The sequence below is a fragment of the Burkholderia sp. BCC0044 genome (assembly GCF_902832955.1).
GTDB lineage: Bacteria > Pseudomonadota > Gammaproteobacteria > Burkholderiales > Burkholderiaceae > Burkholderia.
In genome coordinates, this window is record NZ_CADFDO010000005.1 from 410,734 (window position 1) to 435,958 (window position 25,225).

The window sequence follows — 25,225 nt, forward strand, 5'->3', positions numbered from 1 at the left end:
GCGTGCGTGCCGCCCCGCGCGACTCGGCCGTCCGGCCAATTGCGCCGGGCCGGCAAACCGGGTCGAATGGCGCTCAGGTCCTGTCAGTCCACGTCGGGCAGCGCGAACCGCTGGCCCGCGGCGAGCGGCGAACCGGCGAGGAATTCCCGCGCGGGCAGCCGCTTGCCGCCCGGTTTCTGCAGTTGAGTGACCCGCAGCGCGCCGCTGCCGCATGCGACCACCACGCCTTCCGGCGCGGCTTCGACGATCGTGCCGGGCGCTTCGGTCGCAATCGTGCCGCGCGCCGCCACGGGCTCGGCCGCCCACAGCTTGATGGCCGCGCCGTCGAGCGTCGCGACGCCGCCCGGGAACGGATCGAACGCACGCACCTGGCGCGCGAGGGCGTCGGCCGGCTTGCGCCAGTCGAGCGCCGCTTCGTGCTTGCCGATCTTTTCCGCGTAGGTCACGCCGTCGGCCGGCTGCGGCGTCGCCGGCAGCGTGCCGTCGCGCTCGAGCCGCACGAGCGCGTCGACGATCAGCCGCGCGCCGTCGGCGGCGAGCCGGTCGTGCAGCGTCGCGGTCGTATCGTCGGGCGCGATCGCGATGCGCGCCTCCTCGATCATCGCGCCGGTGTCGAGGCCGACGTCCATCTGCATCAGCGTGACGCCCGTCTCGGCGTCGCCGGCCTCGATCGCACGATGGATCGGCGCGGCGCCGCGCCAGCGCGGCAGCAGCGACGCGTGGATGTTGATGCAGCCGGCGCGCGGGATGTCGAGCACTTCCTGCGGCAGCAGCAGGCCGTACGCGGCCACCACCATCACGTCGTGCGGCGTCGTGCGCAGCAGCTCGATCGCGTCGGCCGCCTCCGCCGGGTACTTGCCCGCGCGGCGCAGCGACGGCGGCTGCGCGACGGTCATCCCGTGCTCGACGGCGTAGCGCTTCACGGCACTGGCCTGGAGTTTCATCCCGCGGCCGGCCGGGCGATCGGGCTGGGTGAGCACGAGCGGCACCGGGAAACCGGCCTCGTGGATCGCGGCAAGGGCAGCCGCGGCGAATTCCGGCGTGCCGGCAAAAATCACGCGCAACGTATGGGTCATGACAGCGTTCGGGGTCGGGCTGGGCGCACGCGCATCACATCGCGCGTTCGAGTTTCTTCATCTTCGTCTTGATACGCGTCTGCTTGAGCGGCGACAGGTATTCGACGAACACGCGGCCCATCAGGTGATCCATCTCGTGCTGGACGCACACGGCGAGCAGCCCTTCGCAGTCGAGCTCGAACGTCTCGCCCTGCTCGTTGAGCGCGCGCACGCGCACGTGGTCGGGGCGTTCGACTTCGTCGTAAATGCCCGGCACCGACAGGCAGCCTTCTTCATAGATCTGCTTCGCGTCGCTCGACCAGACGATTTCCGGGTTGATGAACGCGCGCAGCTCGTTCTTTTCCTCGGAGACGTCGATCACGATCACGCGCTCGTGCACGTCGACCTGCGTGGCCGCCAGGCCGATGCCGGGCGCCGCGTACATGGTCTCGGCCATGTCGGCGACGAGCTTGCGGATCCGGTCGTCGACCTTGTCGACGGGCTTGGCGACCTTGTGCAGCCGCTTGTCGGGGTAATGAAGAATATTGAGCAAAGCCATGGTGTTCGGTATTCGGTGAAGCGGCGTGCCGCATCGGCCATCCGGCCGGCTGGCGCCGCCGCCGGGATGCAATGAAGATGAGGCGGATGCGCGGCATATCAATGCCGCGGATCTCGCCTCCTGCAATTGGCCGCGCGCCTGCGCGCACGGCCCTGTCGAGTATTTCGGATGATGAAAATTTTATCATGGCGCCACGCGCTCCGCTGGTCGCCGCATTCGAGGGCTGCCTCATGTCGCCGCAAGCGCTGACACCCGCCGCGCTGCGCGCCTGGCTGCAGCTCGCGCATGCGCCCGGTCTTCCGTCCGCCGTGCTGCAGGTGCTGCTCGGCGTATTCGGCTCGCCGGCGGCGTTGCTGCGCGCGTCCGACGATGCCATCGCCGCCGTGAGCAGCCCCGCCGCCGCACAGGCCGTGCGCGCGAGCGAGCGCGACGATCTCGATACGCGCACCGGCGCCGCGCTCGCGTGGCTCGACGGGCCGGGCAACGTGCTCGTCACGCTGGGCGACCCGGCCTACCCGCCGCGGCTGCGCGACCTGCACGATCCGCCGCCGCTGCTATATGTAAAGGGGCGGCTCGACCTGCTGCACGCACGCGGCGTCGCCGTGGTCGGCAGCCGCCATGCGACGCCGCAGGGGCTCGCCGACGCCACGCATTTCGCCCACGCGCTGTCCGACGCGGGCCTCACGATCGTCTCGGGGCTGGCGCTCGGGATCGACGGGGCCGCGCATCGCGGCGGGCTCGACGGCCGCTCGGGCACCGTCGCGGTGATCGCGACGGGCGCCGATCTCGTCTATCCGGCGCGGCACCGCGCGCTCGCCCACGAGATCGCCGCGCACGGCGCGATCGTGTCGGAATGGCCGCTCGGCACGCCGGCCCGCGCCGCGCATTTCCCCCAGCGCAACCGGCTGATCGCCGCGCTCGCGATCGGCGTGCTCGTCGTCGAGGCCGCGCCGCGCTCGGGCTCGCTGATCACCGCGCGGCTCGCGAACGAACTGGGGCGCGACGTGTTCGCGATGCCGGGTTCGATCCATGCCCCGCTCGCGCAGGGCTGCCATGCGCTGATCCGCGATGGCGCGAAGCTCACCGCGGCGCCGCTCGACGTGCTCGAGGAATACGGGCTGGGCGAGCCGGCCGCCTGCCCGACTGGCAGCGCGGCGCGGGCCGGCAACCGGGGCGCGAACGCGAACGCCGCCGCGATTCGCGAGCCCGAAGCGGCCGGCGTCGCGCCAGCGGATCGCGCCGTTGCGGCCGCGCCGCCGCCCCCTCGAATCGAAGCCCCGCCACCGCGCAACCCGTCGGAACAGGCGGTGCTCGCCGCGCTGGGATACGGCCCCGTGACATACGAATGGCTCGCCGAGCACAGCGGCCTGTCCGACGACGTGCTGCATGGCGCGCTGCTCGCGCTGGAACTGGCCGGCCGCGTCGCGAGCGTCGCCGGCGGACGCTTCGCGCGGCTTGACCCGGCGCCCACCCCGTCTGCGCGGGGCGTGCTACATTCCCCAGCATAGGGGCGGCCTGGCCGCCGACGCTACCCAAGGAATTTCATGCCCGCGCTGAATCTCGACACCGATGCAGATCGGATCGCCGAGCGCCTCGCCGATCCCGGCACGTTGCTGGTCGCGTGCCTGTGCGCCGACTGGTGCGGCACGTGCCGCGACTACCGGATCGCCTTCGACCAGCTCGCCGACGCGCATCCGGACGCCTGCTTTGCGTGGATCGACATCGAAACCCATGCCGACCGGCTCGACGATCTCGACGTCGAGAACTTCCCGACCATCCTGATCGAGGATGCCCACACCGCACGCTTCTTCGGCACGGTGCTGCCGCACGCGGCGATCGTCGAGCGCATGCTGTCCGACCTGAGCGCGGTGCCCGGTGCGCCGCACGCACCGAAATTGCGCGACGTCCTGAACGTCGAAGCCTGAATTCGCGGGCCGGCGCGGCGGTTTGGCGCAGGTTCGCGCGCCCCCGCCGCGCCGGGCGCTTGCCGCCGTTGCGGCCCCCCTCTATGATGAGCCGCTTTTTACACGCCGAGCCGCCGTCGCTGCGGCGTGTGCTATAAAGCGGTCGTAAAAGGGACCCACACCGGCGTACCCGGTCTACCAACACACACCTGTCATGTCCAAAGCACTGATCATTGCGGAAAAGCCTTCTGTCGCGAACGACATCGCACGCGCTTTGGGCGGCTTTACCAAGCATGACGAGTATTACGAGAGCGACGATTTCGTCCTTTCGTCCGCTGTCGGCCACCTGCTGGAAATCGCCGCCCCGGAGGAATACGAGGTCAAGCGCGGGAAATGGAGTTTCGCGCATCTGCCCGTCATTCCCCCGCATTTCGACCTGAACCCGATCGCAAAAAGCGAGTCGCGTCTCAAGGTGCTCACGAAGCTGATGAAGCGCAAGGACGTCGACCGCCTGATCAACGCATGTGACGCGGGGCGCGAAGGCGAGCTGATTTTCCGCCTGATCGCGCAGCACGCGAAGGCGAAGCAGCCGGTCCAGCGGCTGTGGCTGCAATCGATGACGCCGCAGGCGATCCGCGACGGTTTCGCGAACCTGCGCAGCGACTCGGACATGCAACCGCTCGCCGACGCCGCCCGCTGCCGCTCGGAAGCCGACTGGCTCGTCGGGATCAACGGCACGCGCGCGATGACCGCGTTCAACAGCAAGGGCGGCGGCTTCTTCCTGACCACCGTCGGCCGCGTCCAGACGCCAACGTTGTCGATCGTCGTCGAACGTGAAGAGAAAATCCGCCGCTTCGTCCCGCGCGACTACTGGGAAGTGCGAGCGCAGTTCGTCTGCGCCGGCGGCTTCTACGAAGGCCGGTGGTACGACCCGAAATTCAAGCGCGACGAATTCGATCCGGAAAAACGCGACTCCCGCCTGTGGAGCCTGCCCGCGGCCGAGACGATCGTCGCCGCGTGCCGCGACCACACGGGCACGGTGTCAGAGGAATCGAAGCCGTCGACGCAACTGTCGCCGCTGCTGTTCGACCTGACGAGCCTGCAGCGCGAGGCGAACGGCCGCTTCGGCTTCTCCGCGAAGAACACGCTCGGCCTCGCCCAGGCGCTGTATGAAAAGCACAAGGTGCTGACCTACCCGCGTACCGACGCGCGCGCGCTGCCGGAAGACTATCTGTCGACGGTCCAGTCCACGCTCGAGATGCTCAAGGAGAGCAACAACTACCTGCCGCATGCGAAGCAGGTGCTCGACAAGGGCTGGGTGAAGCCGAACAAGCGGATCTTCGACAATTCGAAGATCAGCGACCACTTTGCAATCATCCCGACGCTGCAGGCGCCGAAGTCGCTGTCCGAGCCGGAGCAGAAGCTGTACGACCTGGTCGTGAAGCGCTTCCTCGCGGTGTTCTTCCCGGCAGCCGAATTCCGCGTGACGACGCGCATCACCGAAGTCGCCGGGCATCACTTCAAGACCGAAGGCAAGGTGCTCGTCGAGCCGGGCTGGCTGCAGGTGTACGGCCGCGACGCCGAAGGCGCGGACGCGAACCTCGTACCGGTCCAGAAGGACGAGAAGGTGAAGACGGACGAGATTGCCGCCGTCGCGCTCGTGACCAAGCCGCCCGCACGCTACTCGGAAGCGACGCTGCTGTCGGCGATGGAAGGCGCGGGCAAGCTGGTCGAGGACGACGAGCTGCGCGAGGCGATGGCCGCGAAGGGCCTCGGCACGCCGGCGACCCGCGCGGCGATCATCGAAGGCCTGCTCGGCGAGAAGTACCTGCTGCGCGAAGGCCGCGAACTGATCCCGACCGCGAAGGCCTTCCAGTTGATGACGCTGCTGCGCGGCCTCGGCGTGAAGGAACTCACCGCGCCGGAACTCACCGGCGAATGGGAATACAAGCTGTCGCAGATGGAGCGCGGCAATCTCGGCCGCGACGCGTTCATGCAGGAAATCGCCCGCATGACGCAGCAGATCGTCAAGCGCGCGAAGGAATACGATTCCGACACGATCCCCGGCGACTACGCGACGCTCGAGACGCCGTGCCCGAACTGCGGCGGCCAGGTGAAGGAAAACTACCGCCGCTTCGCATGCACGAAGTGCGACTTCTCGATCTCGAAGATCCCGGGCAGCCGGCAGTTCGAGATCCCGGAAGTCGAGGAGCTGCTGCAGAAGAAGGAAATCGGTCCGCTGTCCGGGTTCCGCAGCAAGATGGGCCGCCCGTTCTCGGCGATCCTCAAGCTGTCCTTCGACGACGAGACGAAGAACTACAAGCTCGAGTTCGATTTCGGCCAGGACCAGGGCGGCGAGGAAGGCGAAGCGCCCGACTTCTCCGCGCAGGAACCGGTCGGCGCGTGCCCGAAGTGCAAGGGTCGCGTGTTCGAGCACGGGATGAGCTACGTGTGCGAGCACTCGGTGGCGAACCCGAAGACCTGCGACTTCCGCTCGGGCAAGGTGATCCTGCAGCAGGAAATCACGCGCGAGCAGATGGGCAAGCTGCTGGCCGACGGCCGCACGGATCTGCTGCCGAACTTCAAGTCGTCGCGTACCGGCCGCAACTTCAAGGCGTTCCTCGTGAAGCAGCCGGACGGCAAGATCGGCTTCGAGTTCGAAAAGAAGGAGCCGAAGGCGGCCGCCGCGAAGAAGACGGCCAAATCGGCGACGAAGGATGCCGAAACCGTGACCGAAGGCGCCGAAGAGAAACCGGGACCGGCCCGCAAGACCGCCGCTCGCAAGACGCCGGCGCGCAAGACGGGTTCGTGACGGCCCGGCCGCCGGACGCCGCTTCGGGCGCGTCCGGCTCCGGCACGCAGCCATAAAAAAACGCGGATCGATCGATCCGCGTTTTTCATTTGTGCCGGCCGTCGCGCTGACGGGCAGCCGCCCCGTCGAGCCGCCGAGCCGTTACAGCGGCGACGGCACCGCCACGCGCGTGCGCGGCGAGCGCGCAATACGCGGCTGGAGGTTCGGATCGGTCGATTCGGGCTGCTCGGCACGCATCTCGACGCCGATCGGCGGCATCGTCGCGGCTTGCGCGGCCCACTGTTCGCCCATCGTCGCGTCGGTCGAGTGGCTGAAATGTTCGACGAGGTGGTCGATGAACGTGCGCACCTTCGCCGGCAGATGGCGCCGGCTCGGGTACGCGATGTTGATCTCGACCTGCGGCAGCCGGAACTCCGGCAGCAGCCGCACCAGCGCACCGCGCGCGATGTCGCTGCCGATCAGGTAGCTCGGCAGGATCGCGACGCCCATCCCGAGCAACGCGAACTGACGCAGCATCGCGGTGTTGTTCGCGACGATCACGTTGGTCGGGCGCACGCGCACTTCGCCGTCCGGCCCCGTGAACACGCGCTCGTCGCCCCAGTATTCGGTCGGCAGGCTCAGGGCCGGGTGCTCGGCGAGCTGTTCCGGATGAATCGGCACGCCGTGCTTCTCCAGATAGCTGGGCGTCGCGCACACCGTCATGCAACCGGTGGTCAGGCGCCGCGTGACGATGCTCGCGCTGCGCATCTGGCGCGTGACGACGATGCCGACGTCGAAGCCTTCCTCGACGAGATCGACCTGCCGGTCGACCAGCGTGAGATCGGGCACCACTTTCGGGAAATTCTCCGTGTACGACTGCAGCACGGGAGCGAGGTTGTGCAGGCCGAACACGACCGGCGCGACGATGCGCAGCGTGCCGACCGGCTCGTGATTGCGTGCGACGACCATCTGCTCGACGTCCTCGAGCTCGTCGAGGATCTGGCGGGCACGCTCCAGATAGACCTGACCCGACTCCGTCAGGGAGAGGCTGCGCGTGGTGCGGTTAAGCAAACGCGTGCCGAGCCGGCCTTCCAGATCGGCGACGTGGCGCGTCGCGACCGCGTTGGAGATATCCATTGCGCTCGCGGCCCGCGCGAAACTGCCGAGATCTGCAACCTTGACGAACACGCGCATCGACTGCAAATGATCCATAAACGACTCCTGCCGCTGTTACAACTTCAAAAAGATGAAGCAAATGCGTAATTCTCCTACGACAGCGGAAATGATGCAGAGTTGCTCAACAAGGGGGCTCTTGACGATAAAAATAGTCAAAAATCCTCGCCCTCCGCGGATAGTTGATCCAATTATTCTGCTTGGAGCAACAATTGGGTGAACCTCGTCGAGTAAGCGGCCGAATCAGGAAGGACGTGTTCGATGCGACACAGCAGCGCACCCCTTGGCACGGCGCGCGCGGCGGGCGGGGTGGCTGAGGCCGATTGCGGCGGAGCGTAACAACCTGTTAAAAAGACACCAAGAAGACGGCCGGCGTTGCATCATGTCGGCCCCGGCCGGGCGGAACGGGTGCGCAAGACGCGCCGCCGCCCCTGCCGCTTTCAACGCGCGACACCCCGTTCACCATGAAAATTGCCATCCTCGACGACTACCAGGACGCCGTCCGCAAGCTGAACTGCTTCGAGATGCTCGCCGGCCACGACGTAAAGGTCTTCAACAATACGGTGCGCGGCCTGGGACAGCTCGCCAGCCGTCTGGCCGAAGTCGAGGCGCTCGTGCTGATTCGTGAACGGACCCCGATTACGTCGCAATTGCTCGCCAAGCTGCCGAACCTGCGCATGATCAGCCAGACCGGCCGCGTGTCGAGCCACATCGATCTCGACGCGTGTACCGACCGCGGCGTCGCGGTGCTCGAAGGCACCGGTTCGCCGGTCGCGCCGGCCGAGCTGACCTGGGCGCTCGTGATGGCCGCCCAGCGCCGCATTCCGCAGTACGTCGCGAACCTGAAGCAGGGTGCGTGGCAGCAGTCGGGCCTGAAAACGTCGGCGATGCCGCCGAACTTCGGCCTCGGCCAGGTGCTGCGCGGCCAGACGCTCGGCATCTGGGGCTACGGCAAGATCGGCCGGCTCGTCGCCGGTTACGGCAAGGCGTTCGGGATGAACGTGCTGATCTGGGGCCGCGAGCATTCGCTCGAAGCCGCGCGCGCCGACGGCTATACGGCCGCCGACAGCCGCGAGGCGCTGTTCGAGCAGAGCGACGTGCTGTCGCTGCACCTGCGCCTGCACGACGACACGCGCGGCATCGTCAAGCAGGAAGACCTGATGCGGATGAAGCCGACGTCGCTGCTCGTCAACACGAGCCGCGCCGAGCTGCTGGAGGAAAACGCGCTCGTCAACGCGCTGTCGCACAACCGGCCGGGGATGGTCGCGATCGACGTGTTCGAAAGCGAGCCGATCCTGCAGGGCTACAGCCTGCTGCGGATGGAAAACGTGATCTGCACGCCGCACATCGGCTACGTCGAACGCGAAAGCTACGAGCTGTATTTCAGTGCCGCATTCCGCAACATTCTCGCGTTCGACGACGGCGACATGTCGAGCGTCGCCAACCCGGAAGCGCTGACGCCGATCCGCAAGCGCTGATCGCACGGGCTGCGCGTGTCGCGTGGCCCCCGTTGCGCCGTTCCCGATCGATCGTCAGGCGGCCACGCGGCCGCCCGTCATCGCGCCGACGCGCGTGAGGAAGTGCTCGCCGTCGCGCCGCCCGAGATCGTACGCATGCCGCATCTGCGACGGACTCGTGTAATCCCAGCTCGAAATCGGCACCTTGCTCGATGGCTGCACGTACAGCCGCCGCTGGTCGCCATGCGCGACCGTGAACATCTGCGGACGCGGATACAGCCGCGTGACGAGCACCAGCACGTCGCCCGGCGACGGATCGAGCGCATCGACCGGCACGTTGTCGACCATCCCCCCGTCGAGCACCGGCCGGCCGCCGCGCCGCAGGACCGGCGTGAACGGCGGCGTGCACGACGACTGCAGGATCAGGTCGGCGAGTTCGTCGACTTGCGTACAGGCCTGCGCGCGCACGAATTCGGGCCGAAAGCCGAGCGTGCGCCCGAGCGTCGGGTGCAGCGTCTTGCGCACGTACTTTTCGATGTTGTATGCGACGAGGCCGGCGGCCACCGCGCTGCGCGCGCCGAGCCAGCGCGGCACGTGCGACACGCCGATGCGGATCTCCGGCGCCGCGGAAAGCTTCGCGAACGGCTCGCCGTAGATGTCGAGCAGCGCCTGGCGGTAGATCCGGTAATGCGGAAACACGGGCTCGCGCCCGAACAGGTTGCCCCAGTACGCGTTCTTCCGGTTGTGGCGCAGCGCCTCTTCGTAATAGCGCATCACCCACGCGGCATCGCGCGTATACAGCATGCAGGCGGTGGCCGCGCCGGCCGAGATGCCGGTGATCACGCGCGGGCGCAGGTCGAGGGCCGGCTGCGCGACGTCCCAGAAGCCGGCCTGCCACCAGCAGCGATTGCCGCCGCCCGCGAAGACGATCTGGTCGAACATCGCGCCGCTCAGCTGACGAGCGCGTAGGTCGACGTCGCGTGGACGGCCATCTTGCCGTCCTCGTCGAACAGCTCGACCTCGCCGAACACGAGGTTGCGGCCCATCCGCAGCACGCGCGCGGTGACGAGCACGTCGCCCTTGCGCACGGGACGCATGAAGTTCGTGTTCAGCGACACCGTCGTCATCGGCCGGAATTCGCCGAGCGCGGCCGAGATCGCGACCACCATCGCGGTGTCGGCGGCGGCCGTGAACACCTGGCCGCAGATGATGCCGCCCGAATGACGGAACTCGCCGGAAAACGGCAGGCGCAGCGTGACGCTGTCATCGCCGATCGACACGGGGACCAGACCGAGCGAGCGGACCCACGGGGCCAGCAGGCGATCCAGCAATTCGCGGACTGCGTTTTCGTCCATCTTCGAGTGTCCAGAAAACATTGCGCGACCGCCGCGCAACGCGTGTGGCGTCATCATACCGGGAGCGCGCGAACTGCGACCGCTCGTTGCCGCGCTGGCAACCGCCGTTGTCTTGACGAAATATTTTCAGGAAATTTGCACAAAGGGCTTGCCATGCCCTAAAAACCCCGGCATAATCTTTCTTCTGTTGGGGGCGTTAGCTCAGTTGGTAGAGCAGCGGACTCTTAATCCGTAGGTCGAGTGTTCGAGTCACTCACGCCCCACCAGGAATTCCAAAGGCCGGTCAGCGAAAGCTGACCGGCCTTTTCCGTTTTGGCGCGCCGTACTCGCGGCGCGCGCCCTTCGCAGCCCATCCGCCCGTGGCGCAGCGTTTCCGCTAGAATCGTCCGACAAATATCACACGACCGGCGCCAGGCATCGTCGTTTGCCCGCCGGCACTGAGAGAACATGGGACGTCAGACATGGAAGCATGTGAACGAGACGCAACCATTCAGAGGGCATGGTTGCGTCAATATCGGCCTGTCCGTCGCGATGGGCCGCTCACCGGGGCACACCCGAAGCCGCGCGACGCACGAACCGGATCGCGTCATGCCGGGTAAGGACGCGCTGGTCGCGCTGACGATCGGTGTCGTCCTGTCCGTGCTGGCCGGCGTGCTCGCCGTCACGGCAAGCCGGGAACCCGGCCACCTGGTGCGCGCGCCGGGCACCGTCGTGCGCATCGTCCAGGACAACGATGCGATGCGCGCGTACCGGCCGATCGTCGCGTACCTCGCGAACGACGGCCAGCGCCGCGAAGTCGCCGGCAATACCGCGTCGACGGTCCCCGCCTACGACATCGGCGAAAACGTCGACGTCCTGCTCGACCCCGGCCACCCCGAACGCCCCGCGTTGGTCGACGATTTCACGCAACGCTGGTTTCCGGTGGCCGTGCCGGCGCTGCTCGCCGTCGCGTCGTTCGCGATCGGCGGCCTGCTGATCGCGGGCGAGCGGCGCCGCCGGAAAGCGGACCCATCGCCATCGCGCGCCGCACGCACGCGGGCACGACGCCGCTGGGATGTCGCGATCGTGCTGATTCCGATCGCGATCGGCACGGGCTTCCTCGCGGGTGCCGGCGCAACCGGCCTGCGTCAGTGGCAGATCGTTCACCACTATGCGCGCTCGACCGGCCACGTCGTCGAGATCGCGAAAAACGGCCGATCGTCTCGATCGCGCACGGCGCTGTATTCGGCCGTCGTCGCGTTCACGACCGACAGCGGGCGGCTGATCACGTTCGCCCAGGGCTCGGCGTCGTCGCACCCAGGCCTGCACGAAGGCGACGCGGTCAACGTGCTGTACGACCCCGTCACGCCCGAGCGCGCACTCGTCGACCGCTTCTGGGATCGCTGGGGCCTCACGGCCATCCTGTTCGCGATCGGCGCGCCGTTCCTGGCAGCGGGGCTGTTCGTCGCCGCGACGTTATGGCCCGATCATCGGCCGCACGAAGCCGCCCGATGATGCACGCGCGGCGCGGCAACCGTCGCGGCGCGCGCGTCACCGCTCCCTGAACGCCTCCACCTTCGCGCGGTTCCCGCACGTGCGCATGTCGCACCACCGCCGGCCGACGCCGCGGCCGCGATCGACGAAGAACCACGTACACCGGCCGCACTGCCGCACGCGCGCGAAATCGTCGCTGCGCATCAGATGCTCGAAACCGAGCGCGGCCGCATCGATCCAGCGCGACGCGCCACGCGCATCGAGCCGCCACGCGAAGCGGCCGCCGACCGCGTCGAACGCACTGCGCCCGATCGCCTCGCGGATCGTCACCGCGAGCCGGTCCGCCGCGCGCGCGCCCGCGCTGCCGCCGCCTTCGGCCGTCAGGTGCGCGATCGCGACGTACGCGTCGTCGCGAAAGCGGCGCAGCGCCGCGAGCTCGTCCGGGCCGTCCTGCCGGGGATGACGCAGCAGCCGCGCCAGATCGTCCGGCGCCAGCAGCCCCGCTTTCGCGGCCCACGCACGCACGGCCGGCCAGTCGACGAGCTTCTCCTCGTCGCGCGTCTTGCCCGTGTCGGCCACCGTGTTGAGGAAATCGAGCGCCGGATGGCCGCCGACGAAATCGGCCGCGCACCATTCGTGCCCGTGCCGCGTCGGGTCGGATCGAGTAACCATTTATTTTCACCTATCGGTTTCACATCCGGACAATCCGGCGTAACCTGTTAACAACCGAAACAGGTTATCACGGAGAAGCCGATGCTCGAACTCCCGAACCGCTTCAATTTCGAAGGCCACCGGATTGCATGGGGCACGCTCGGCGACGGCCCGCCGCTCGTGCTCGTGCACGGCACGCCGTTTTCGTCGCAGGTATGGCGCCGGATCGCGCCGTGGCTCGCGCGGCGCCATCGCGTGTATTTCTACGACCTGCTCGGCTACGGCCAGTCCGACATGCCGGACGCCGACGTGTCGCTGGGCCGTCAGAACGCGCTGTTCGGCGCGCTGCTGAACGAATGGAAACTGTCGCGGCCGCGCGTGCTCGCGCACGACTACGGCGGCGCAACCGTGCTGCGCGCGCACTTTCTCGACGGCATCGCGTATGCGGATCTCACGCTCGTGAACCCGGTCGCGATCGCGCCGCAAGGCTCGCCGTTCGTGCGTCACGTCGCGCAGCACGAAGCCGCGTTCACCGGCTTGCCCGCGTACGCGCATCGCGCGCTCCTGTCGGCCTATATCGGCCAGGCGGTCGCGCGACCGCCGAGCGACGACGTGCTGTCGATCTACCGCGAGCCGTGGCTCACGCCGGCCGGCCAGGCCGCGTTCTATCGCCAGATCGCGCAGATGCGCCAGCGCTACATCGAGGAAGCGGAGGCCCGCTACGCGCCGCCGGACTTTCCGGTGCGCATCGTGTGGGGCGAGGACGACGTGTGGATTCCGCTCGAGCAAGGACAGGCGCTGGCCGACCGCATCGCGAACGGCCGGCTGATCCGGGTCCCGCATGCGGGCCATCTGGTTCAGGAAGATGCGCCGGAAGCGATCGTCGCGGCCGTGCTCGACGGGTACGCGCCCGGCTGAGCCTCACCGCAGCGCGTGTTGCGTGTCGCGTCAGAACACCGGCGCGCCTTGCGCGAGCGTCGCGACGAACTTCGCGGTGCGCGGGTCGCGCGGCCGGCCGAACACGTCGCGCGATGCGCCGGCTTCGACGATGCGGCCATCGGCGAGGAACACCGCATCGTGCGCGATCGACGCGGCCAGGCGCAGGTCGTGCGTGGCCATCAGCATCGTCGTGCCTTCGCGCGCGAGCTGGCGCAGCACCTCGACCACTTCGACGGACAGCTCCGGATCGAGCGCCGACGTCGGCTCGTCGCACAGCAGCACCTGCGGAGACGGCGCAAGCGCCCGCGCGATCGCCACGCGCTGCTGCTGCCCACCCGACAACGTGGCCGGCCATGCGTCGGCCTTGTCCGCGATGCCGACCTTGTCGAGCAGCGCGAGCGCCCGCTGGCGCGCCTGTTCGCGCGGCCAGCGCTGCACGGTCACGAGCCCCTCCATCACGTTCTGCACGACGCTCAGGTGCGGAAACAACTGGAAGTTCTGGAACACCATGCCGGTCTGCTTGCGCACCGCGAACACCGCGTCGCGCGACGGCCGGCGCGCCGACACGAAGTCGATGCGCGCATCGCCGACAACCAGCGCCCCCGCCTCCGGCACCTCGAGCAGGTTCACGCAGCGCAGCAGCGTGCTCTTGCCGCTGCCGGACGGGCCGATCAGCGCCGTCACGCTGCCCGGCTGCAACGCGAGGTCGATTCCGCTCAGCACGCGATGCGCGCCGAACGACTTGCCGATGCGTTCGAGCCGGATCATCGCAACTCCGCCTGGAACAGCGCGTGGCGGCCGAAGCGAAGCTCCAGCCGGCGTTGCAGCGACGACAGCACCGAGCTGAACAACAGATAGATCAGCGCGGCCTCGGTATAGAGAATCAGCGGCTCGTAGGTCACGGCCGCGATGCGTTGCGCGGCCTGGAAGATCTCGGGCACGGTCAGCACGGCCGCGAGCGACGTGTCCTTCACGAGCGAAATGAATGAATTCGACAGCGCGGGCAGCGCGACGCGCGCGGCCTGCGGCAGGATCGCACGGCGCAGCGCCTGCGCGCGCGTCATCGCCATCGAGTACGCAGCTTCCCATTGCCCCTTCGGGATCGACTCGATCACGCCGCGGATCACCTCCGCGTTGTACGCGCCCACGTTCAGCGAGAAGCCGATCACGGCGGCCGTCAGCGGATCGAGCACGATGCCGACGTTCGGCAATCCGTAGAAGATCACGAACAACTGCACGAGCAGCGGCGAGCCGCGGAACAACCAGATATAGAACCGCACGACGGCCTGCGCCCAGCGCGGCCCGAACAGCCGCACGAGCGCCGCGCCGAACGCGAGCAACAGGCCGATCGCGAACGACGCGAGCGTGAGCGGCACCGTAAACACGAGCCCCGCGACCAGCAGGGGGCGCAACGATTCCACCATCAGGTGCAGCCAGGCCGGCATCGTTCAGCCTCGCGTCACGGCTGCGACACGTCGCGGCCGAAGTACTTCTGCGAGATCTTCGCGTAGGTGCCGTCCGCCTTGATGTCCGCGAGCGCCTTGTCGATCGCGGCCACCAGCGCAGGGCTGCCCTTGCGCAGCAGCACGCCGGACGCGTCGCCCGCGCCGGTCTTGTCGGTCGCCGCGATCTTCAGTTTCGCGTCGGGCTTGTGCTTGCGGAAATCGAGGTACGACAGCGAGTCGTTGATCGTCGCATCGACGCGGCCCGACGTCAGCAGGTCGATCGATTCGTTGAAGCCCTGTACGGGCACCACGTCGGCGCCGTGCGCGGCCGCGAGCTTGCCGAAATTGCTGGTCAGCGTGTTCGCGGATTTCTTGCCCTTCAGGTCGTCGAACGAGCGGATCGTCGTGTTGTCGGCGCGCACGATCAGCACCGCGTGCGACGTGATGTACGGCGTCGAGAAATCGTATTTCGCCTTGCGCGCGTCGGTGATCGACACTTCGTTGACGACCGCGTCGTAGCGGTTCACGTCGAGGCCCGCGATCAGCCCGTCCCATTTGCCTTCGACGAACTGCGGCTTCACGCCGAGACGCTGCGCGATCGCGGTCGCGATGTCGACGTCGAAGCCCGTCAGCTTGCCCGTCTCGTCGTGGTACGTGAACGGCGCGTAGGTGCCTTCGGTGCCGACGCGGAATACGCCGGCCGACTTGATCTGCGACAGGTCGTCGGCAGCCAGCGCACTGGTGGCCGCGACGGCCTGCAGCAGCGCGACGACCAGGATGGAGCGGAGGAATTTCATGGTGCGGACCCCGAATGATTGGAGAGGATCATCCCGCCGGCGCGCCCGCGCCGTTCGAGAGGTCCGCGAATTCTACCGATGCGTCGGGGCCCGGCAAAAACGCAAATCCGCTAACGATATGAGCCGATCGAATAACGCCCGCACCGGCCGCCACGCCGGCGCGAGCGCCTTACACGCCGCTTACCACGGCAGCGAATACGTCTTCGTATTCGTGAAGCTCTTCATCGCTTCCTGCACGCCTTCCTTGTACCCGAGCCCCGAATCCTTCACGCCGCCGAACGGCGTCAGTTCGAGCCGGTAGCCCGGCACCTCGCGCACGTTCACGCTGCCGACTTCCAGCTCGGTGATGAAGCGCGTGATGTGGTCGAAGCGGTTCGTGCACACCGACGACGACAGCGCGTAGTCGGTGCTGTTCGACATCCGGATCGCTTCGTCGATGTCGCGAAAGCGCATGATCGGCGACACCGGGCCGAAGGTTTCATGCTTCACCAGCGGCATGTCGGGCGTCACGCGATCGACCACCGTCGGCGCATACAGCGCGCCGTCGCGCACGTTGCCGACCAGCAGCCGCGCCCCGCGCGCGATCGCGTCGTTCACCTGCTGCTCGCAGAACTTCGCGGCCGCTTCGTCGATCACCGTGCCCATGTCGACCGACGGATCGGACGGATCGCCGTACGACCACGCGCGCGTCTTCTCGACGACGAGTTCCGTGAAGCGATCGGCCACCGCCTCGTGCACGAGCATCCGCTTGATCGCCGTGCAGCGCTGCCCGGAATTCCTGTACGAGCCCGACACCGCGAGCGTGCTCGCTTCGTCGAGATCGGCGTCCTCCATCACGATGATCGGATCGTTGCCGCCGAGTTCGAGCACCGCGCGCCGGTACCCCATCCGCGCGGCGATCGACTTGCCGATCGACACGCCGCCGGTGAACGTGATCATGTCGATCGCCGGGTGCGTGATCAATTCGTCGGCGATCTCCTTCGGGTCGCCGGTGATCACCTGCAGCATCTGCGGCGGCAGGCCGGCTTCGTACAGGATGTCCGCGAACAAATAGCACGACAGCGGCACCTTCTCCGACGGCTTCACGACGATCCGGTTGTTGGTCGCGACCGACGGCACGATCTTGTGCGCGACCTGGTTCATCGGATGATTGAACGGCGTGATCGCCGAAATCACGCCGAGCAGCGGGTCGCGCTGCGTGTACACGCGGCGCTTCTTGCCGTGCGGCGTCAGATCGCACGAGAAGATCTGCCCGTCGTCCTTCAGCACTTCGCCCGCGCCGAACGTCAGCACGTCGGCCACGCGGCCGGCTTCGTACGTCGAATCCTTGACGCACAACCCGGCCTCGGCCGTGATCAGCGCCGCGATCTCCGCGGTGCGTGCGCGCACGATGTCGGCCGCGCGGCGCAGGATCGCCGCGCGCTCGTGGCGCGTGAGCGTCGGCCGGTATGCACGCGCGACCGCGAAGGCGCGGCGCACGTCGCCGAGCGTCGCCTTCGGCACGGTGCCGACCAGCGCGCCGTCGTACGGGTTTCGTACTTCGATCACCGCGTCGCGGTAGATCTTTTCACCGTCGATTCGCAGTGCTTCGCGACGAAGCTCGCGGACATCCGTCGATGCTGCAATGGCGTTCATGACTGTGTCCCTTCGAGGATGCGCGTGCATCACTGCAGGTGGTTGAGCGCGATGTCGATGATGTCGAAGTTGCGCAGCCGCGCGCGGCCCGCGACGTCGGCCGCGACCGGCTTGCTGAAGATCAGCGGCACGATCTGCTCGGCGATCCCGCCGTGCGAGCGCAGCGGCACGTCGAGGCCCGACAGGTCGTGCTTGATCCGGCGCGTGCCGAGCACGACGTCGTGCTTCGAGATCACGATCAGGTCGCCCATTCGCGCGGGCGGCAGCTCGAAACGCGCGCAGCCTTCGGCGCCCGTCAGCACGACCTCGATGCCGTCGACCGCGGCGAGCCGCGCGCGCAGCGCGTCGGTATCGGCCGTGGCCGGCACGTAGACGGTCGCGAACGAACCGAGCGCCCCGTGGTGCACGACGTACGGATCGGTGATCGGCAGGATCACGCGCGCCGCATCGTGGCCGAGCCATTCGTCGAACAACTCCTGCAGGTAGATCACGTTCGGCTCGCCGGTCGCGTCGTCGTGCTTCGCGTTCATCCCGTGATCGGCGGTGAGCGCGACGATCGCGCCGAGTTCGTCGAGGCGCTGCAGGTAGGTGTCCATCATCGCGTAGAACGCGTTCGCGCCGGGCGTGCCCGGTGCGCACTTGTGCTGCACGTAGTCGGTGGTCGACAGGTACATCAGGTCGATCGGGCGCGTCTCGAGCAGGCGCACGCCGGCCGCGAACACGAACTCGGACAGGTCCGCGCTGTACACGCTCGGCACCGGCTTGCCGACCAGCTCGAGCACGTGGTCGATGCCGTTTTCCTCGACGCTCGCTTCATCGGCCTTTTCCGACGAGAAGCAGATGCCCTTCAGCCCCTTGCCGAGCAGGCGGCGCAGCTTGTCCTTCGCGGTGACGACCGCGACGCGCGCGCCCTGTTCGGCGAAGGTCGCAAGCACGGTGGGCGCGACCAGGTACTTCGGATCGTTCATCAGCACCTCGGCGCCGGTGTCGCGATCGTAGAAGTAGTTGCCGCTGATCCCGTGGATCGCCGGCGGCACGCCGGTGACGATCGACAGGTTGTTCGGGTTCGTGAAGCTCGGCACCACGCACTCGCCCTTGAATGCCGTGCCCGGCTTCAGCAGCGTGCGCAGGAACGGTGCGACACCGGCCTCGGCCGCTTCTTCCAGATATTCGTATGCGCAGCCATCGACGCAGACGACCACCACAGGCCGGCTCATCCAGTTGTAGCGGCGGCCGTTCACTTCGACGGATACAGGCGTTTCAGTCATGACGTTCATTCGTTTCGGATCGAAGGATGTGAGCCGGCGGCGCCCGCGCCGTGCCGATGGGAGGGGGTTTCCATGCTTGACATTAAAATGGATGATTTGTAGATTGTCAACAACATGCAGAGAACAGAAAGCAAAAGGCGGGGCAGCGAGCATGAAGGGTGGGTGTCCACTCATCCGCGTCGTGCTGCGGCGAGAGGTTTTATCGGGCGGTCAAAAAGCGCGGCTACATTCGGTATCCGGGCAAGCTGACCAAAGTGGAGACGTTCCGCGTCGGCTGCATCGGCCATTTCGGCGAAGCAGGGATTCCGGGTGCAGTCGTGGCGATCGCCGACACGCTGAAGGCGATGGGCGTGCGGCGCGTGTCCGCCGAAGCGGTCGCCTGACTCGACGAATCGGGCCGCACGGCGGCGCGCAGCCCTACCGTCGTGCATCGCGGAGCGGCGGTTTCGATTCCGCGTTCGCATTGGTTTTCGTTTTTGCGCCGTGCGCGACACGGCATCGACCCTTTTTGACGACTCATTGATGCGCCCCTTCTGGATCGAACAAGCGCTGTTCAACGACGGCGATCTCGCCCCCGCGCTGCAAGACGCGACGCAGGCCGACGTGTGCATCGTCGGCGGCGGCTTCACGGGCCTCTGGACCGCGATCCAGGCGAAGCAGCAGAACCCGGCGCTCGACATCGCGATCCTCGAAGCCGACTTGTGCGGCGCCGGCGCGAGCGGCCGCAACGGCGGCTGCCTGCTCACGTGGTCCGCGAAATTCCTGACGCTGCGGCGGCTGTTCGGCGAAGCCGAGGCGATCCGGCTCGTGAAGGCGTCGGAAGCGGCCGTGCAGCACATCGCCGATTTCTGCCGCGCGCACCACATCGATGCCGAACTGCGGCTCGACGGCACGCTGTACACCGCGACGTCACGCGCGCAGGTCGGCACGCTCGCGCCGGTGCTCGACGCGCTCGCCGCGTGCGGCATCCACAGCTACGAGCCGCTGCCGCCCGCCGAAGTCGCGCGCCGCTCGGGCTCCGCACGCAATCTCGACGGCGTCTACTCGCCGATCGCCGCGACCGTGCATCCCGGCAAGCTCGTGCGCGGGTTGCGCCGCGTCGCGCTCGAGATGGGGATCCGGATCTACGAGCGCACGCCGATGCTCGACTTCACGCCCGGCCAGCCAGCCGTCGTGCGCACGCCGGCCGGCAGCGTGCGCGCGGGCAAGCTCGTGTTCGCGATCAACGCGTGGATGGCGAGCCGCTTCCCGCAGTTCGAACGCACGATTGCCGTCGTGTCGAGCGACATGGTCATCACCGAGAAATGTCCGGAGCTGCTCGAGCGGACCGAGCTCGTGGACGGCGTGTCGGTGCTCGATTCGCGGATCTTCGTCTACTACTACCGCACGACGGCCGACGGGCGGCTGATGCTCGGCAAGGGCGGCAACACGTTCTCGTGGCGCAGCCGCATCGCGCCCGTGTTCGACCGCCGCTCGCCGTACGAGGCACAACTCACGCGCAGCCTGCGCGAATTCTTCCCGTCGCTCGCCGGCGTGCCCATCACCGCAAGCTGGAACGGGCCGTCGGATCGTTCGGTGACGGGCTTCCCGTTCTTCGGCCGCCTCGACGACGCACCGAACGTGTTCTACGGCTTCGGCTATTCGGGCAACGGCGTGGGGCCGACCTACATGGGCGGGCAGATCCTGTCGTCGCTCGTGCTCGGCCTCGACAACGCGTGGACACGCAGCCCGATCGTGCGCGGCCCGCTTGGCTACTTTCCGCCGGAGCCGATCCGCTATGTCGGCGCGCACGTCGTGCGCAACGCGATTCGGCGCAAGGAGCGCGCGGAGGATGAGAACCGGGAGCCGTCAGCGGTTGATACGTGGCTCGCGAAGTTTGCGAGCGCGGCGGGGAAGGCTGATAAGGCGTGACTGCATCATTCGGACGACGTATCGAATCGCCCGCCCCGCATGCGGACCGCGTTGCGTCACGGTACGATTGGCGATCTCGTCAATCCATCTGAAGAAATGATGCGCTTCCTGCTGTTCGCCGCACTCGTCGTGACGATCGGTGCGTGCTCGAAATTTAGAGATGAGAAATGGACGGCGCTTCGTGACATGCCGGCCTTCGCGGAGCCCGACGACGATCGAACTCACCCGATCTTCACGGTCAGGAAAGGTGAATCCTGCGTCCCCGTGACGGATCGGGTTGCAAAGATCCATGCATACACCCAGGTGCACTGTGAATCCGGAACCGGCTGGGTACTGGACGATTTCTTCGATAAACAGCGCGGCAAATGATCAGTTGCCGGCGATCACCGCATTCGGCCGGACATCATCAACGTCGAGCGAAGCGACGGCGTAATCCAGCCGCTGCGCGCCTTTCGTCGTAAACGTGCGGGTAACGTGACCGTTCACGCGCCCGCCTTCTCCCGCGCCGCCTTACCCGTCGCCGGCAGCCCCTGCTCATGCGTACGGCGCATCCGCGCGAGACCGTGTGCGACGTGCTCGCGCACGAGCGCGACGGCCTTTTCCTCGTCGCCGGCCGCGAGCGCCTGCACGATCTTGTCGTGTTCGGCCGCCGACACTGCGATCGCATCCTCCTCTGCCTCGATCGCGGCCTGGCGCAGCAGCCCGAGCTGGCGCACGAGCCGGCGATAGGTATCGGTGAGGTGCGTATTGCCGACCCCGACCACCATCGCGTCGTGGAACTGCACGTTCAGCTCGGTATAGCGCGTGACGTCGTGCGCCTTCGCCGCACCCTTCATCGACTGGATGATGCCCTTCAGCACCTTCAGCGTATCGGGCGAGATGCGCTTCGCGAGCGCGCGCGCGACCGATTCGTCGAGCATCGCGCGCACTTCGTAGATCTCCTCGGCCTCGCGCAGCGGCACGACGCGCACGGTCACGCCGCGGTTCTTCTCGTTGCGCAGCAGGCCGGCCTGTTCCAGCGCGCGGAATGCTTCGCGCACCGGGCCGCGCGACACGTTCAGCTTCGTCGCGATATCGACCTCGTTGAGCTTTTCGCCGGGCGCGTACTCGCCGGACACGATCGCGCGTTCGAGCATGTCCTGGACGATCATCGCGAGCGACTGGCTTTGCAGGAGTTCGATGGCGCTGAGCGTGTTCGGGGCAGTCATGGTCGGGCAGGCAGCGGGGCTGGGGATGAAATACGAGGGCGCCCTATCGGCGAATGATCGTTGTATATCCTCGGCCCGCCGCATTGTCAACAGTTTTCAGTTTCCAAAAACCAATCCTGAACGCCGGAATGCAACCGGCACGCGACGGTCGCGCGGGCGGGCAAACCTTCTCCCCGCGCGACCGCCCGCACAACCGTCAGGCCGTGCGCTTCACCGGCCCCGGATCGCTCTGGCTCGGCCGCCCCGTCTCGACGTGGCCCGCGAAGCGGCGCACGACCTTGTCGTCGCCGCCGCGCAGCGTCGTCGCACTGATCGTCAGATCGTACCAGCCGTGGCTCGACGACAGCTCGAAGTGCCCTTCGACGCGCTCGCCCGGCTCCAGCGTGTACGTGCGTGCATGCGCATGGCTGTACGCGTTGTCGACCGTCACGCGGCACGTCGCGCGCCCGCTGTTGCGCAGTTGCAGGTACACGTGGCGATTGCGCACGTCGTAACCGATCTTCGCTTCCGGGTTCGCGTGGCGGCCGTCCGCGGCGAGCCGCGTGTTGCCCTGGAATTCGCACAGATAGCCGTTCGGGCCGTAGGCGGCCAGATGGTATTCGCCGCGCGCGGCCGACGTGCTCCACGTATCGACGAAGCGGTCGTGCGCGGACACCGCATAACGGCGCGGCGGCGTCGCCGGGTTGCGGCGGTCGTACACGTAGAACGCGGCGCCCGCGTCGCCGGTGTTCGCGAAATCGAGCGACACGGTGTCGTCATGCGCGCCCACGCGGCTGTGCACGAACAGCTCGTACGGCAGCGCGCGCGCCGGACGCGTGCCGGGCTCCTGCGCCGGCATCGACTGCTGCGCGGGCACCTGGTACGCCTGGCCGGCGGTGGCGATGTGCTGCGGCACCGTGAAGCTCACCGTGCGCGTGTCCGGCCGCGCGGAGAAATCGAACGCCGACGTGAGGTCGCCGCAGATCGACCGGCGCCACGCGCTGATGTTCGGCTCCTTCACGCCGAAGCGCGCTTCGAGGAAACGCAGCACCGACGTATGGTCGAACGTCTCCGAGCAAACCCAGCCGCCCTTCGTCCACGGCGAGATGATGATCAGCGGCACGCGCGGCCCGAGGCCGATCGGCTGGATGCCGCCCGGGTCCGCGCCCGGCACGAGCGGGCTCATCTCGCCCGGGTACTTGTTCAGGTCGAGCAGTTCATCGCCGAGGTTCGACAGCAGGTTCGACGACACGATGCCCTGCCCGCCCACGCCGCTCGTGACCGGCGGCACCGGCGGCACGACGTGGTCGAACAGCCCGTCGTTCTCGTCGTAGTTGAGGATGAACACCGTCTTCGCCCACACCTCGGGGTTCGACGTCAGCGCCTCGAGCACCATGTTGATGTAGAACGCGCCGTCGGTCGGCGATGCCTGCGGGTGCTCGCTGTACTTGTACGGCGACACGATCCACGATACCTGCGGCAGCCGGTTGGCCTGCACGTCGGCCTTCAGTTCGGCGAGCGTGTGGTCCGACGCGCCCTTGTCGACCAGCGGGCCGCTCGCGCCTTCCTTGACCTGGAAGCGCTTGAAGAACATCAGCGAGTTGTCGGTGTAGTTGTCGGTCGGGTCGCCCGGGATGCCGGTGCCGCCCTGGTACACCTTCCAGCTGATCTTCGCGTTCTCCAGGCGTTCCGCGTAGGTCGTCCACGTGTAGCCGTTCACGTCGTTGCGCTCGCCGATGCCCGGGCCGTTCGGCGCGCTGCCGTAGACGTTGCGCGAGTCGACCGTGCCGGTCCACAGGTAGATGCGGTTCGGCGCCGTGTCGGCGTGCGCGGAGCAGAAGTACGAATCGCAGATCGTGAACGCGTCGGCCAGCGCGTAGTGGTACGTGAGATCCTGGCGCTTCAGGTAGCCCATCGTCAGCACGTCCTGCTTCTGGTTCACCCACTGGTCCCACTGGCCGTTGTTCCAGGACAGGTGGCCGCTGCTCCAGCCGTGGTTGGTGCCCGGCTGGAATTCGGTCGTCTGCTTCGGGTCGAGGTAGAACGGCAGCACGTACGGCGCCGACGGATCGAGCCCGCGCGAATGGTAGTTCTTCGTGAACACCGACGCCGGCGGCTGCTGCCACACCGGCGCGCCGTTCGGCAGCAGGTGCGGACGCGGGTCGTCGAAGCCGCGCACGCCGCGCAGCCCGCCGAAGTAATGGTCGAACGAACGGTTTTCCTGCATGAAGATCACGACGTGCTCGACGTCGCGGATCGTGCCGGTGCGATAGGCGGCCGGCATCGCCAGCGCATTGCGGATCGCGGGCGGGAAGCCCGCGTAGGCGGCCATCGCGCCGGCCGACTGCGCGGCGAGGCGCAGGAAATCGCGTCGATTGTTCGAGGACATGAAGAGCACCCTGTAGTCGGTGGGAGTGGGGGCGCCGGGCGAGCGGGCCGGCGATCTGCGTCGCCGTTATTACCCCGCACCGGCATGTCCCGGCCGTGACCGGTTCCCGCAGGTTTCTTGCGGTCATCCCCAGCTTTTTTTCGAAGTCTCGCACGGCGCGCCTTTCATGCGGCCGACACATGCCTGCGCTACGCTGACGCGCGATGAAGAGGGGGGAAGCCGAGCCGTGTTCGATCAGCTGAAGGCGTTTCATGCGACCGTCCGGCAGGGCAGCATCACGCGCGCCGCGCGCCACCTGGGCGTGAGTCAGCCGACGATCGCCGCGCAGATCCGGCAGGTCGAGCAGGTGTACGGCGTCGAGCTGTTCTACCGCAGCGGCCGCAAGCTCGAAGTGACGGAGACGGGCATCGAGCTGCTGCCGCTCGTCGAGAAGATGATCGCGCTCGAGGCGCAGGCCGACATCATGCTGCGCAACGTCGGCGGCCTGTTCGAAGGCCACCTGCGGATCGGCGCGACGGGTCCGTACTACATCATGGACGCGGTCGGCCGCTTCTCGAGCGCGCACCCGTCGATCGCGCTCACGTGCCGGATCGGCAACTCCGAGGAAATCCTGCAGGCGCTGCAGGAGTTCCGCATCGATCTCGCGGTCTCGTCGCAGCGCAACGACGCCGACGGCCTCGAACGCAAGGTGATCTCGACCGATCCGCTCGTGCTCGTCGTGCATCGCCATCATCCGCTCGCGCGGTTCGATTCGATCGACCCGGAGCGGCTCGCCGACGTGCGGCTGCTGATCCGCGAGGAAGGGTCGGTCACGCGCCGCTGCACGGAGACGATCCTCGCCACGGCTGGCGTCGCGGCCACCTCGGTCGCCGAGATCGGCAGCCGCGAAGCGATTCGCGAGGCGATCCTGCATGGCGTGGGCGGGAGCCTCTTTCCGCTCGGCGAGGCCGAACGCCATCCGGACCTGCGCGTGATCGCGCTGCGCGGCGTCGACACGACGATCGACGAATACGTGTACTACCTGAAAGCGCGCCGCCAGAGCCCCGCGATCGACGCGTTCCTCGCGTGCATCCTGCCGGCCGGCGGCGCAGCGACCGACGCGGCCAGTGCGGTCGAAACCGGACGAACGATGCGGCGGGTGAACGCGCGCTGAGCCGCCGCGCGTTCACCGGTTCCGCACACTACCTGGCGCTTTTCCCGCGCCTTCCCTCGTTGCTTGCCTCGTGCCTTCCTTCT

At 67.6% G+C, this 25,225-nt stretch carries 22 protein-coding genes, 1 tRNA gene and 1 pseudogene; 11 read left to right on the forward strand and 13 right to left on the reverse strand.

All coding sequences use genetic code 11. The features are described 5' to 3' along the window. Positions 1–83: 83 nt before the first annotated feature. Together fmt and def are read right to left on the reverse strand one after the other, a co-directional pair. Positions 84–1,076 carry a methionyl-tRNA formyltransferase gene (fmt, locus tag HWX14_RS29900; RefSeq protein ID WP_175885890.1) on the reverse strand — a complete coding sequence of 331 codons (993 nt, stop codon included), beginning with the start codon at positions 1,074–1,076 and terminating at the stop codon, positions 84–86. Positions 1,077–1,110: 34 nt separating this feature from the next. Beyond that, the gene (gene def / locus HWX14_RS29905) at positions 1,111–1,614 is read right to left on the reverse strand and encodes a peptide deformylase (protein WP_006477461.1); all 504 of its coding nucleotides are present in this window, start codon (positions 1,612–1,614) and stop codon (positions 1,111–1,113) included. Between the two features lie 185 nt (positions 1,615–1,799). Between def and dprA the strand changes: the two genes are divergently transcribed. The 3 genes from dprA (at position 1,800) to HWX14_RS29920 (ending at position 6,330) form a co-directional block, all read left to right on the forward strand. Continuing rightward, on the forward strand, positions 1,800–3,122 hold the full coding sequence (gene dprA, locus HWX14_RS29910; protein WP_244130377.1) for a DNA-processing protein DprA: 1,323 nt from the start codon (positions 1,800–1,802) through the stop codon (positions 3,120–3,122). A 36-nt stretch (positions 3,123–3,158) separates the two neighbouring features. Then, positions 3,159–3,539 carry a thioredoxin family protein gene (locus HWX14_RS29915; RefSeq protein ID WP_175885892.1) on the forward strand — a complete coding sequence of 127 codons (381 nt, stop codon included), beginning with the start codon at positions 3,159–3,161 and terminating at the stop codon, positions 3,537–3,539. Positions 3,540–3,732: 193 nt separating this feature from the next. Then, entirely contained in the window at positions 3,733–6,330 is a 2,598-nt protein-coding gene (locus HWX14_RS29920; protein WP_175885893.1) for a DNA topoisomerase III, read from the forward strand. Between the two features lie 141 nt (positions 6,331–6,471). On the opposite strand, the gene HWX14_RS29925 is transcribed toward HWX14_RS29920, so the two are convergent. Further along, positions 6,472–7,521 (reverse strand): LysR family transcriptional regulator, encoded by a 1,050-nt coding sequence (locus HWX14_RS29925; protein WP_175885894.1) that lies wholly within the window; start codon positions 7,519–7,521, stop codon positions 6,472–6,474. 425 nt (positions 7,522–7,946) lie between these two features. Here HWX14_RS29925 and HWX14_RS29930 point away from each other — a divergent pair, with 425 nt between their 5' ends. Then, on the forward strand, positions 7,947–8,960 hold the full coding sequence (locus tag HWX14_RS29930; RefSeq protein ID WP_050011116.1) for a D-2-hydroxyacid dehydrogenase family protein: 1,014 nt from the start codon (positions 7,947–7,949) through the stop codon (positions 8,958–8,960). A gap of 54 nt (positions 8,961–9,014) precedes the next feature. On the opposite strand, the gene HWX14_RS29935 is transcribed toward HWX14_RS29930, so the two are convergent. Both HWX14_RS29935 and HWX14_RS29940 read right to left on the reverse strand, forming a co-directional pair. Further along, entirely contained in the window at positions 9,015–9,881 is an 867-nt protein-coding gene (locus HWX14_RS29935) for a patatin-like phospholipase family protein (protein WP_175885895.1), read from the reverse strand. A gap of 8 nt (positions 9,882–9,889) precedes the next feature. Then, a complete protein-coding gene (locus HWX14_RS29940) occupies positions 9,890–10,294 on the reverse strand; it encodes a PaaI family thioesterase (RefSeq protein ID WP_006477449.1) in 405 nt (134 codons plus the stop codon). Positions 10,295–10,484: 190 nt separating this feature from the next. Here HWX14_RS29940 and HWX14_RS29945 point away from each other — a divergent pair. Continuing rightward, positions 10,485–10,560: transfer RNA gene (locus tag HWX14_RS29945), tRNA-Lys, on the forward strand. Between the two features lie 181 nt (positions 10,561–10,741). Continuing rightward, positions 10,742–11,788, forward strand: a complete 1,047-nt coding sequence (locus tag HWX14_RS29950) for a DUF3592 domain-containing protein (protein ID WP_175885896.1) — start codon at positions 10,742–10,744, stop codon at positions 11,786–11,788. A gap of 36 nt (positions 11,789–11,824) precedes the next feature. Here the strand turns inward: HWX14_RS29950 and HWX14_RS29955 are convergent, their stop codons facing one another. After that, positions 11,825–12,439: a CGNR zinc finger domain-containing protein gene (locus HWX14_RS29955; protein WP_175885897.1), complete on the reverse strand. Its 615-nt coding sequence runs from the start codon at positions 12,437–12,439 to the stop codon at positions 11,825–11,827. An 81-nt stretch (positions 12,440–12,520) separates the two neighbouring features. Here HWX14_RS29955 and HWX14_RS29960 point away from each other — a divergent pair, with 81 nt between their 5' ends. Next, positions 12,521–13,336 (forward strand): alpha/beta hydrolase, encoded by an 816-nt coding sequence (locus HWX14_RS29960; RefSeq protein WP_175885898.1) that lies wholly within the window; start codon positions 12,521–12,523, stop codon positions 13,334–13,336. Between the two features lie 30 nt (positions 13,337–13,366). On the opposite strand, the gene HWX14_RS29965 is transcribed toward HWX14_RS29960, so the two are convergent. From HWX14_RS29965 to phnA, 5 genes are all read right to left on the reverse strand, one after another. Further along, positions 13,367–14,125, reverse strand: a complete 759-nt coding sequence (locus tag HWX14_RS29965; RefSeq protein ID WP_175885899.1) for an amino acid ABC transporter ATP-binding protein — start codon at positions 14,123–14,125, stop codon at positions 13,367–13,369. Continuing rightward, on the reverse strand, positions 14,122–14,802 hold the full coding sequence (locus tag HWX14_RS29970) for an ABC transporter permease subunit (protein ID WP_166724466.1): 681 nt from the start codon (positions 14,800–14,802) through the stop codon (positions 14,122–14,124). Before HWX14_RS29970 ends, HWX14_RS29965 begins: the two co-directional genes overlap by 4 nt. 14 nt (positions 14,803–14,816) lie before the next feature. Beyond that, on the reverse strand, positions 14,817–15,599 hold the full coding sequence (locus HWX14_RS29975; protein WP_124556217.1) for an amino acid ABC transporter substrate-binding protein: 783 nt from the start codon (positions 15,597–15,599) through the stop codon (positions 14,817–14,819). Between the two features lie 180 nt (positions 15,600–15,779). Next, on the reverse strand, positions 15,780–17,234 hold the full coding sequence (gene phnY / locus HWX14_RS29980; protein ID WP_175885900.1) for a phosphonoacetaldehyde dehydrogenase: 1,455 nt from the start codon (positions 17,232–17,234) through the stop codon (positions 15,780–15,782). A 29-nt stretch (positions 17,235–17,263) separates the two neighbouring features. Then, complete coding sequence (gene phnA, locus HWX14_RS29985) at positions 17,264–18,502, reverse strand: phosphonoacetate hydrolase (protein ID WP_175885901.1); 1,239 nt, start codon at positions 18,500–18,502, stop codon at positions 17,264–17,266. 191 nt (positions 18,503–18,693) lie between these two features. Here phnA and HWX14_RS29990 point away from each other — a divergent pair. The 3 genes and pseudogenes from HWX14_RS29990 to HWX14_RS30000 all read left to right on the forward strand — a co-directional run. Next, positions 18,694–18,885 (forward strand): annotated as a pseudogene (locus HWX14_RS29990) (2-aminoethylphosphonate--pyruvate transaminase); the annotation flags it as partial. Between the two features lie 139 nt (positions 18,886–19,024). Then, complete coding sequence (locus HWX14_RS29995; protein ID WP_175885903.1) at positions 19,025–20,413, forward strand: FAD-dependent oxidoreductase; 1,389 nt, start codon at positions 19,025–19,027, stop codon at positions 20,411–20,413. A 39-nt stretch (positions 20,414–20,452) separates the two neighbouring features. Beyond that, positions 20,453–20,782, forward strand: coding sequence for a hypothetical protein (locus HWX14_RS30000; RefSeq protein WP_175885904.1), 330 nt, complete (start codon positions 20,453–20,455; stop codon positions 20,780–20,782). A gap of 113 nt (positions 20,783–20,895) precedes the next feature. On the opposite strand, the gene HWX14_RS30005 is transcribed toward HWX14_RS30000, so the two are convergent. Then, the gene (locus HWX14_RS30005) at positions 20,896–21,621 is read right to left on the reverse strand and encodes a phosphonate utilization associated transcriptional regulator (RefSeq protein ID WP_175885905.1); all 726 of its coding nucleotides are present in this window, start codon (positions 21,619–21,621) and stop codon (positions 20,896–20,898) included. 196 nt (positions 21,622–21,817) lie between these two features. Next, positions 21,818–23,989 carry a phospholipase C, phosphocholine-specific gene (locus HWX14_RS30010; RefSeq protein ID WP_175885906.1) on the reverse strand — a complete coding sequence of 724 codons (2,172 nt, stop codon included), beginning with the start codon at positions 23,987–23,989 and terminating at the stop codon, positions 21,818–21,820. 226 nt (positions 23,990–24,215) lie between these two features. On the opposite strand from HWX14_RS30010, the gene HWX14_RS30015 reads away from it, so the two are divergent. Beyond that, on the forward strand, positions 24,216–25,142 hold the full coding sequence (locus HWX14_RS30015; RefSeq protein ID WP_175885907.1) for a LysR family transcriptional regulator: 927 nt from the start codon (positions 24,216–24,218) through the stop codon (positions 25,140–25,142). Positions 25,143–25,225 lie beyond the last annotated feature (83 nt).

Bases quoted from the DNA above. Each gene is read 5' to 3' on its own strand.
- HWX14_RS29970 (WP_166724466.1), bottom strand. From the start codon at position 14,802: ATGCCGGCCTGGCTGCACCTGATGGTGGAATCGTTGCGCCCCCTGCTG.
- HWX14_RS30010 (WP_175885906.1), bottom strand. From the start codon at position 23,989: ATGTCCTCGAACAATCGACGCGATTTCCTGCGCCTCGCCGCGCAGTCG.
- HWX14_RS30005 (WP_175885905.1), bottom strand. From the start codon at position 21,621: ATGACTGCCCCGAACACGCTCAGCGCCATCGAACTCCTGCAAAGCCAG.
- phnY (WP_175885900.1), bottom strand. From the start codon at position 17,234: ATGAACGCCATTGCAGCATCGACGGATGTCCGCGAGCTTCGTCGCGAA.
- HWX14_RS29915 (WP_175885892.1), top strand. From the start codon at position 3,159: ATGCCCGCGCTGAATCTCGACACCGATGCAGATCGGATCGCCGAGCGC.
- HWX14_RS29950 (WP_175885896.1), top strand. From the start codon at position 10,742: ATGGGACGTCAGACATGGAAGCATGTGAACGAGACGCAACCATTCAGA.
- fmt (WP_175885890.1), bottom strand. From the start codon at position 1,076: ATGACCCATACGTTGCGCGTGATTTTTGCCGGCACGCCGGAATTCGCC.
- HWX14_RS29935 (WP_175885895.1), bottom strand. From the start codon at position 9,881: ATGTTCGACCAGATCGTCTTCGCGGGCGGCGGCAATCGCTGCTGGTGG.
- def (WP_006477461.1), bottom strand. From the start codon at position 1,614: ATGGCTTTGCTCAATATTCTTCATTACCCCGACAAGCGGCTGCACAAG.
- HWX14_RS29960 (WP_175885898.1), top strand. From the start codon at position 12,521: ATGCTCGAACTCCCGAACCGCTTCAATTTCGAAGGCCACCGGATTGCA.
- HWX14_RS29940 (WP_006477449.1), bottom strand. From the start codon at position 10,294: ATGGACGAAAACGCAGTCCGCGAATTGCTGGATCGCCTGCTGGCCCCG.
- HWX14_RS29930 (WP_050011116.1), top strand. From the start codon at position 7,947: ATGAAAATTGCCATCCTCGACGACTACCAGGACGCCGTCCGCAAGCTG.
- HWX14_RS30000 (WP_175885904.1), top strand. From the start codon at position 20,453: ATGCGGACCGCGTTGCGTCACGGTACGATTGGCGATCTCGTCAATCCA.
- HWX14_RS29995 (WP_175885903.1), top strand. From the start codon at position 19,025: ATGCGCCCCTTCTGGATCGAACAAGCGCTGTTCAACGACGGCGATCTC.
- HWX14_RS29965 (WP_175885899.1), bottom strand. From the start codon at position 14,125: ATGATCCGGCTCGAACGCATCGGCAAGTCGTTCGGCGCGCATCGCGTG.
- dprA (WP_244130377.1), top strand. From the start codon at position 1,800: ATGGCGCCACGCGCTCCGCTGGTCGCCGCATTCGAGGGCTGCCTCATG.
- HWX14_RS29920 (WP_175885893.1), top strand. From the start codon at position 3,733: ATGTCCAAAGCACTGATCATTGCGGAAAAGCCTTCTGTCGCGAACGAC.
- HWX14_RS29925 (WP_175885894.1), bottom strand. From the start codon at position 7,521: ATGGATCATTTGCAGTCGATGCGCGTGTTCGTCAAGGTTGCAGATCTC.
- phnA (WP_175885901.1), bottom strand. From the start codon at position 18,502: ATGACTGAAACGCCTGTATCCGTCGAAGTGAACGGCCGCCGCTACAAC.
- HWX14_RS29955 (WP_175885897.1), bottom strand. From the start codon at position 12,439: ATGGTTACTCGATCCGACCCGACGCGGCACGGGCACGAATGGTGCGCG.
- HWX14_RS29975 (WP_124556217.1), bottom strand. From the start codon at position 15,599: ATGAAATTCCTCCGCTCCATCCTGGTCGTCGCGCTGCTGCAGGCCGTC.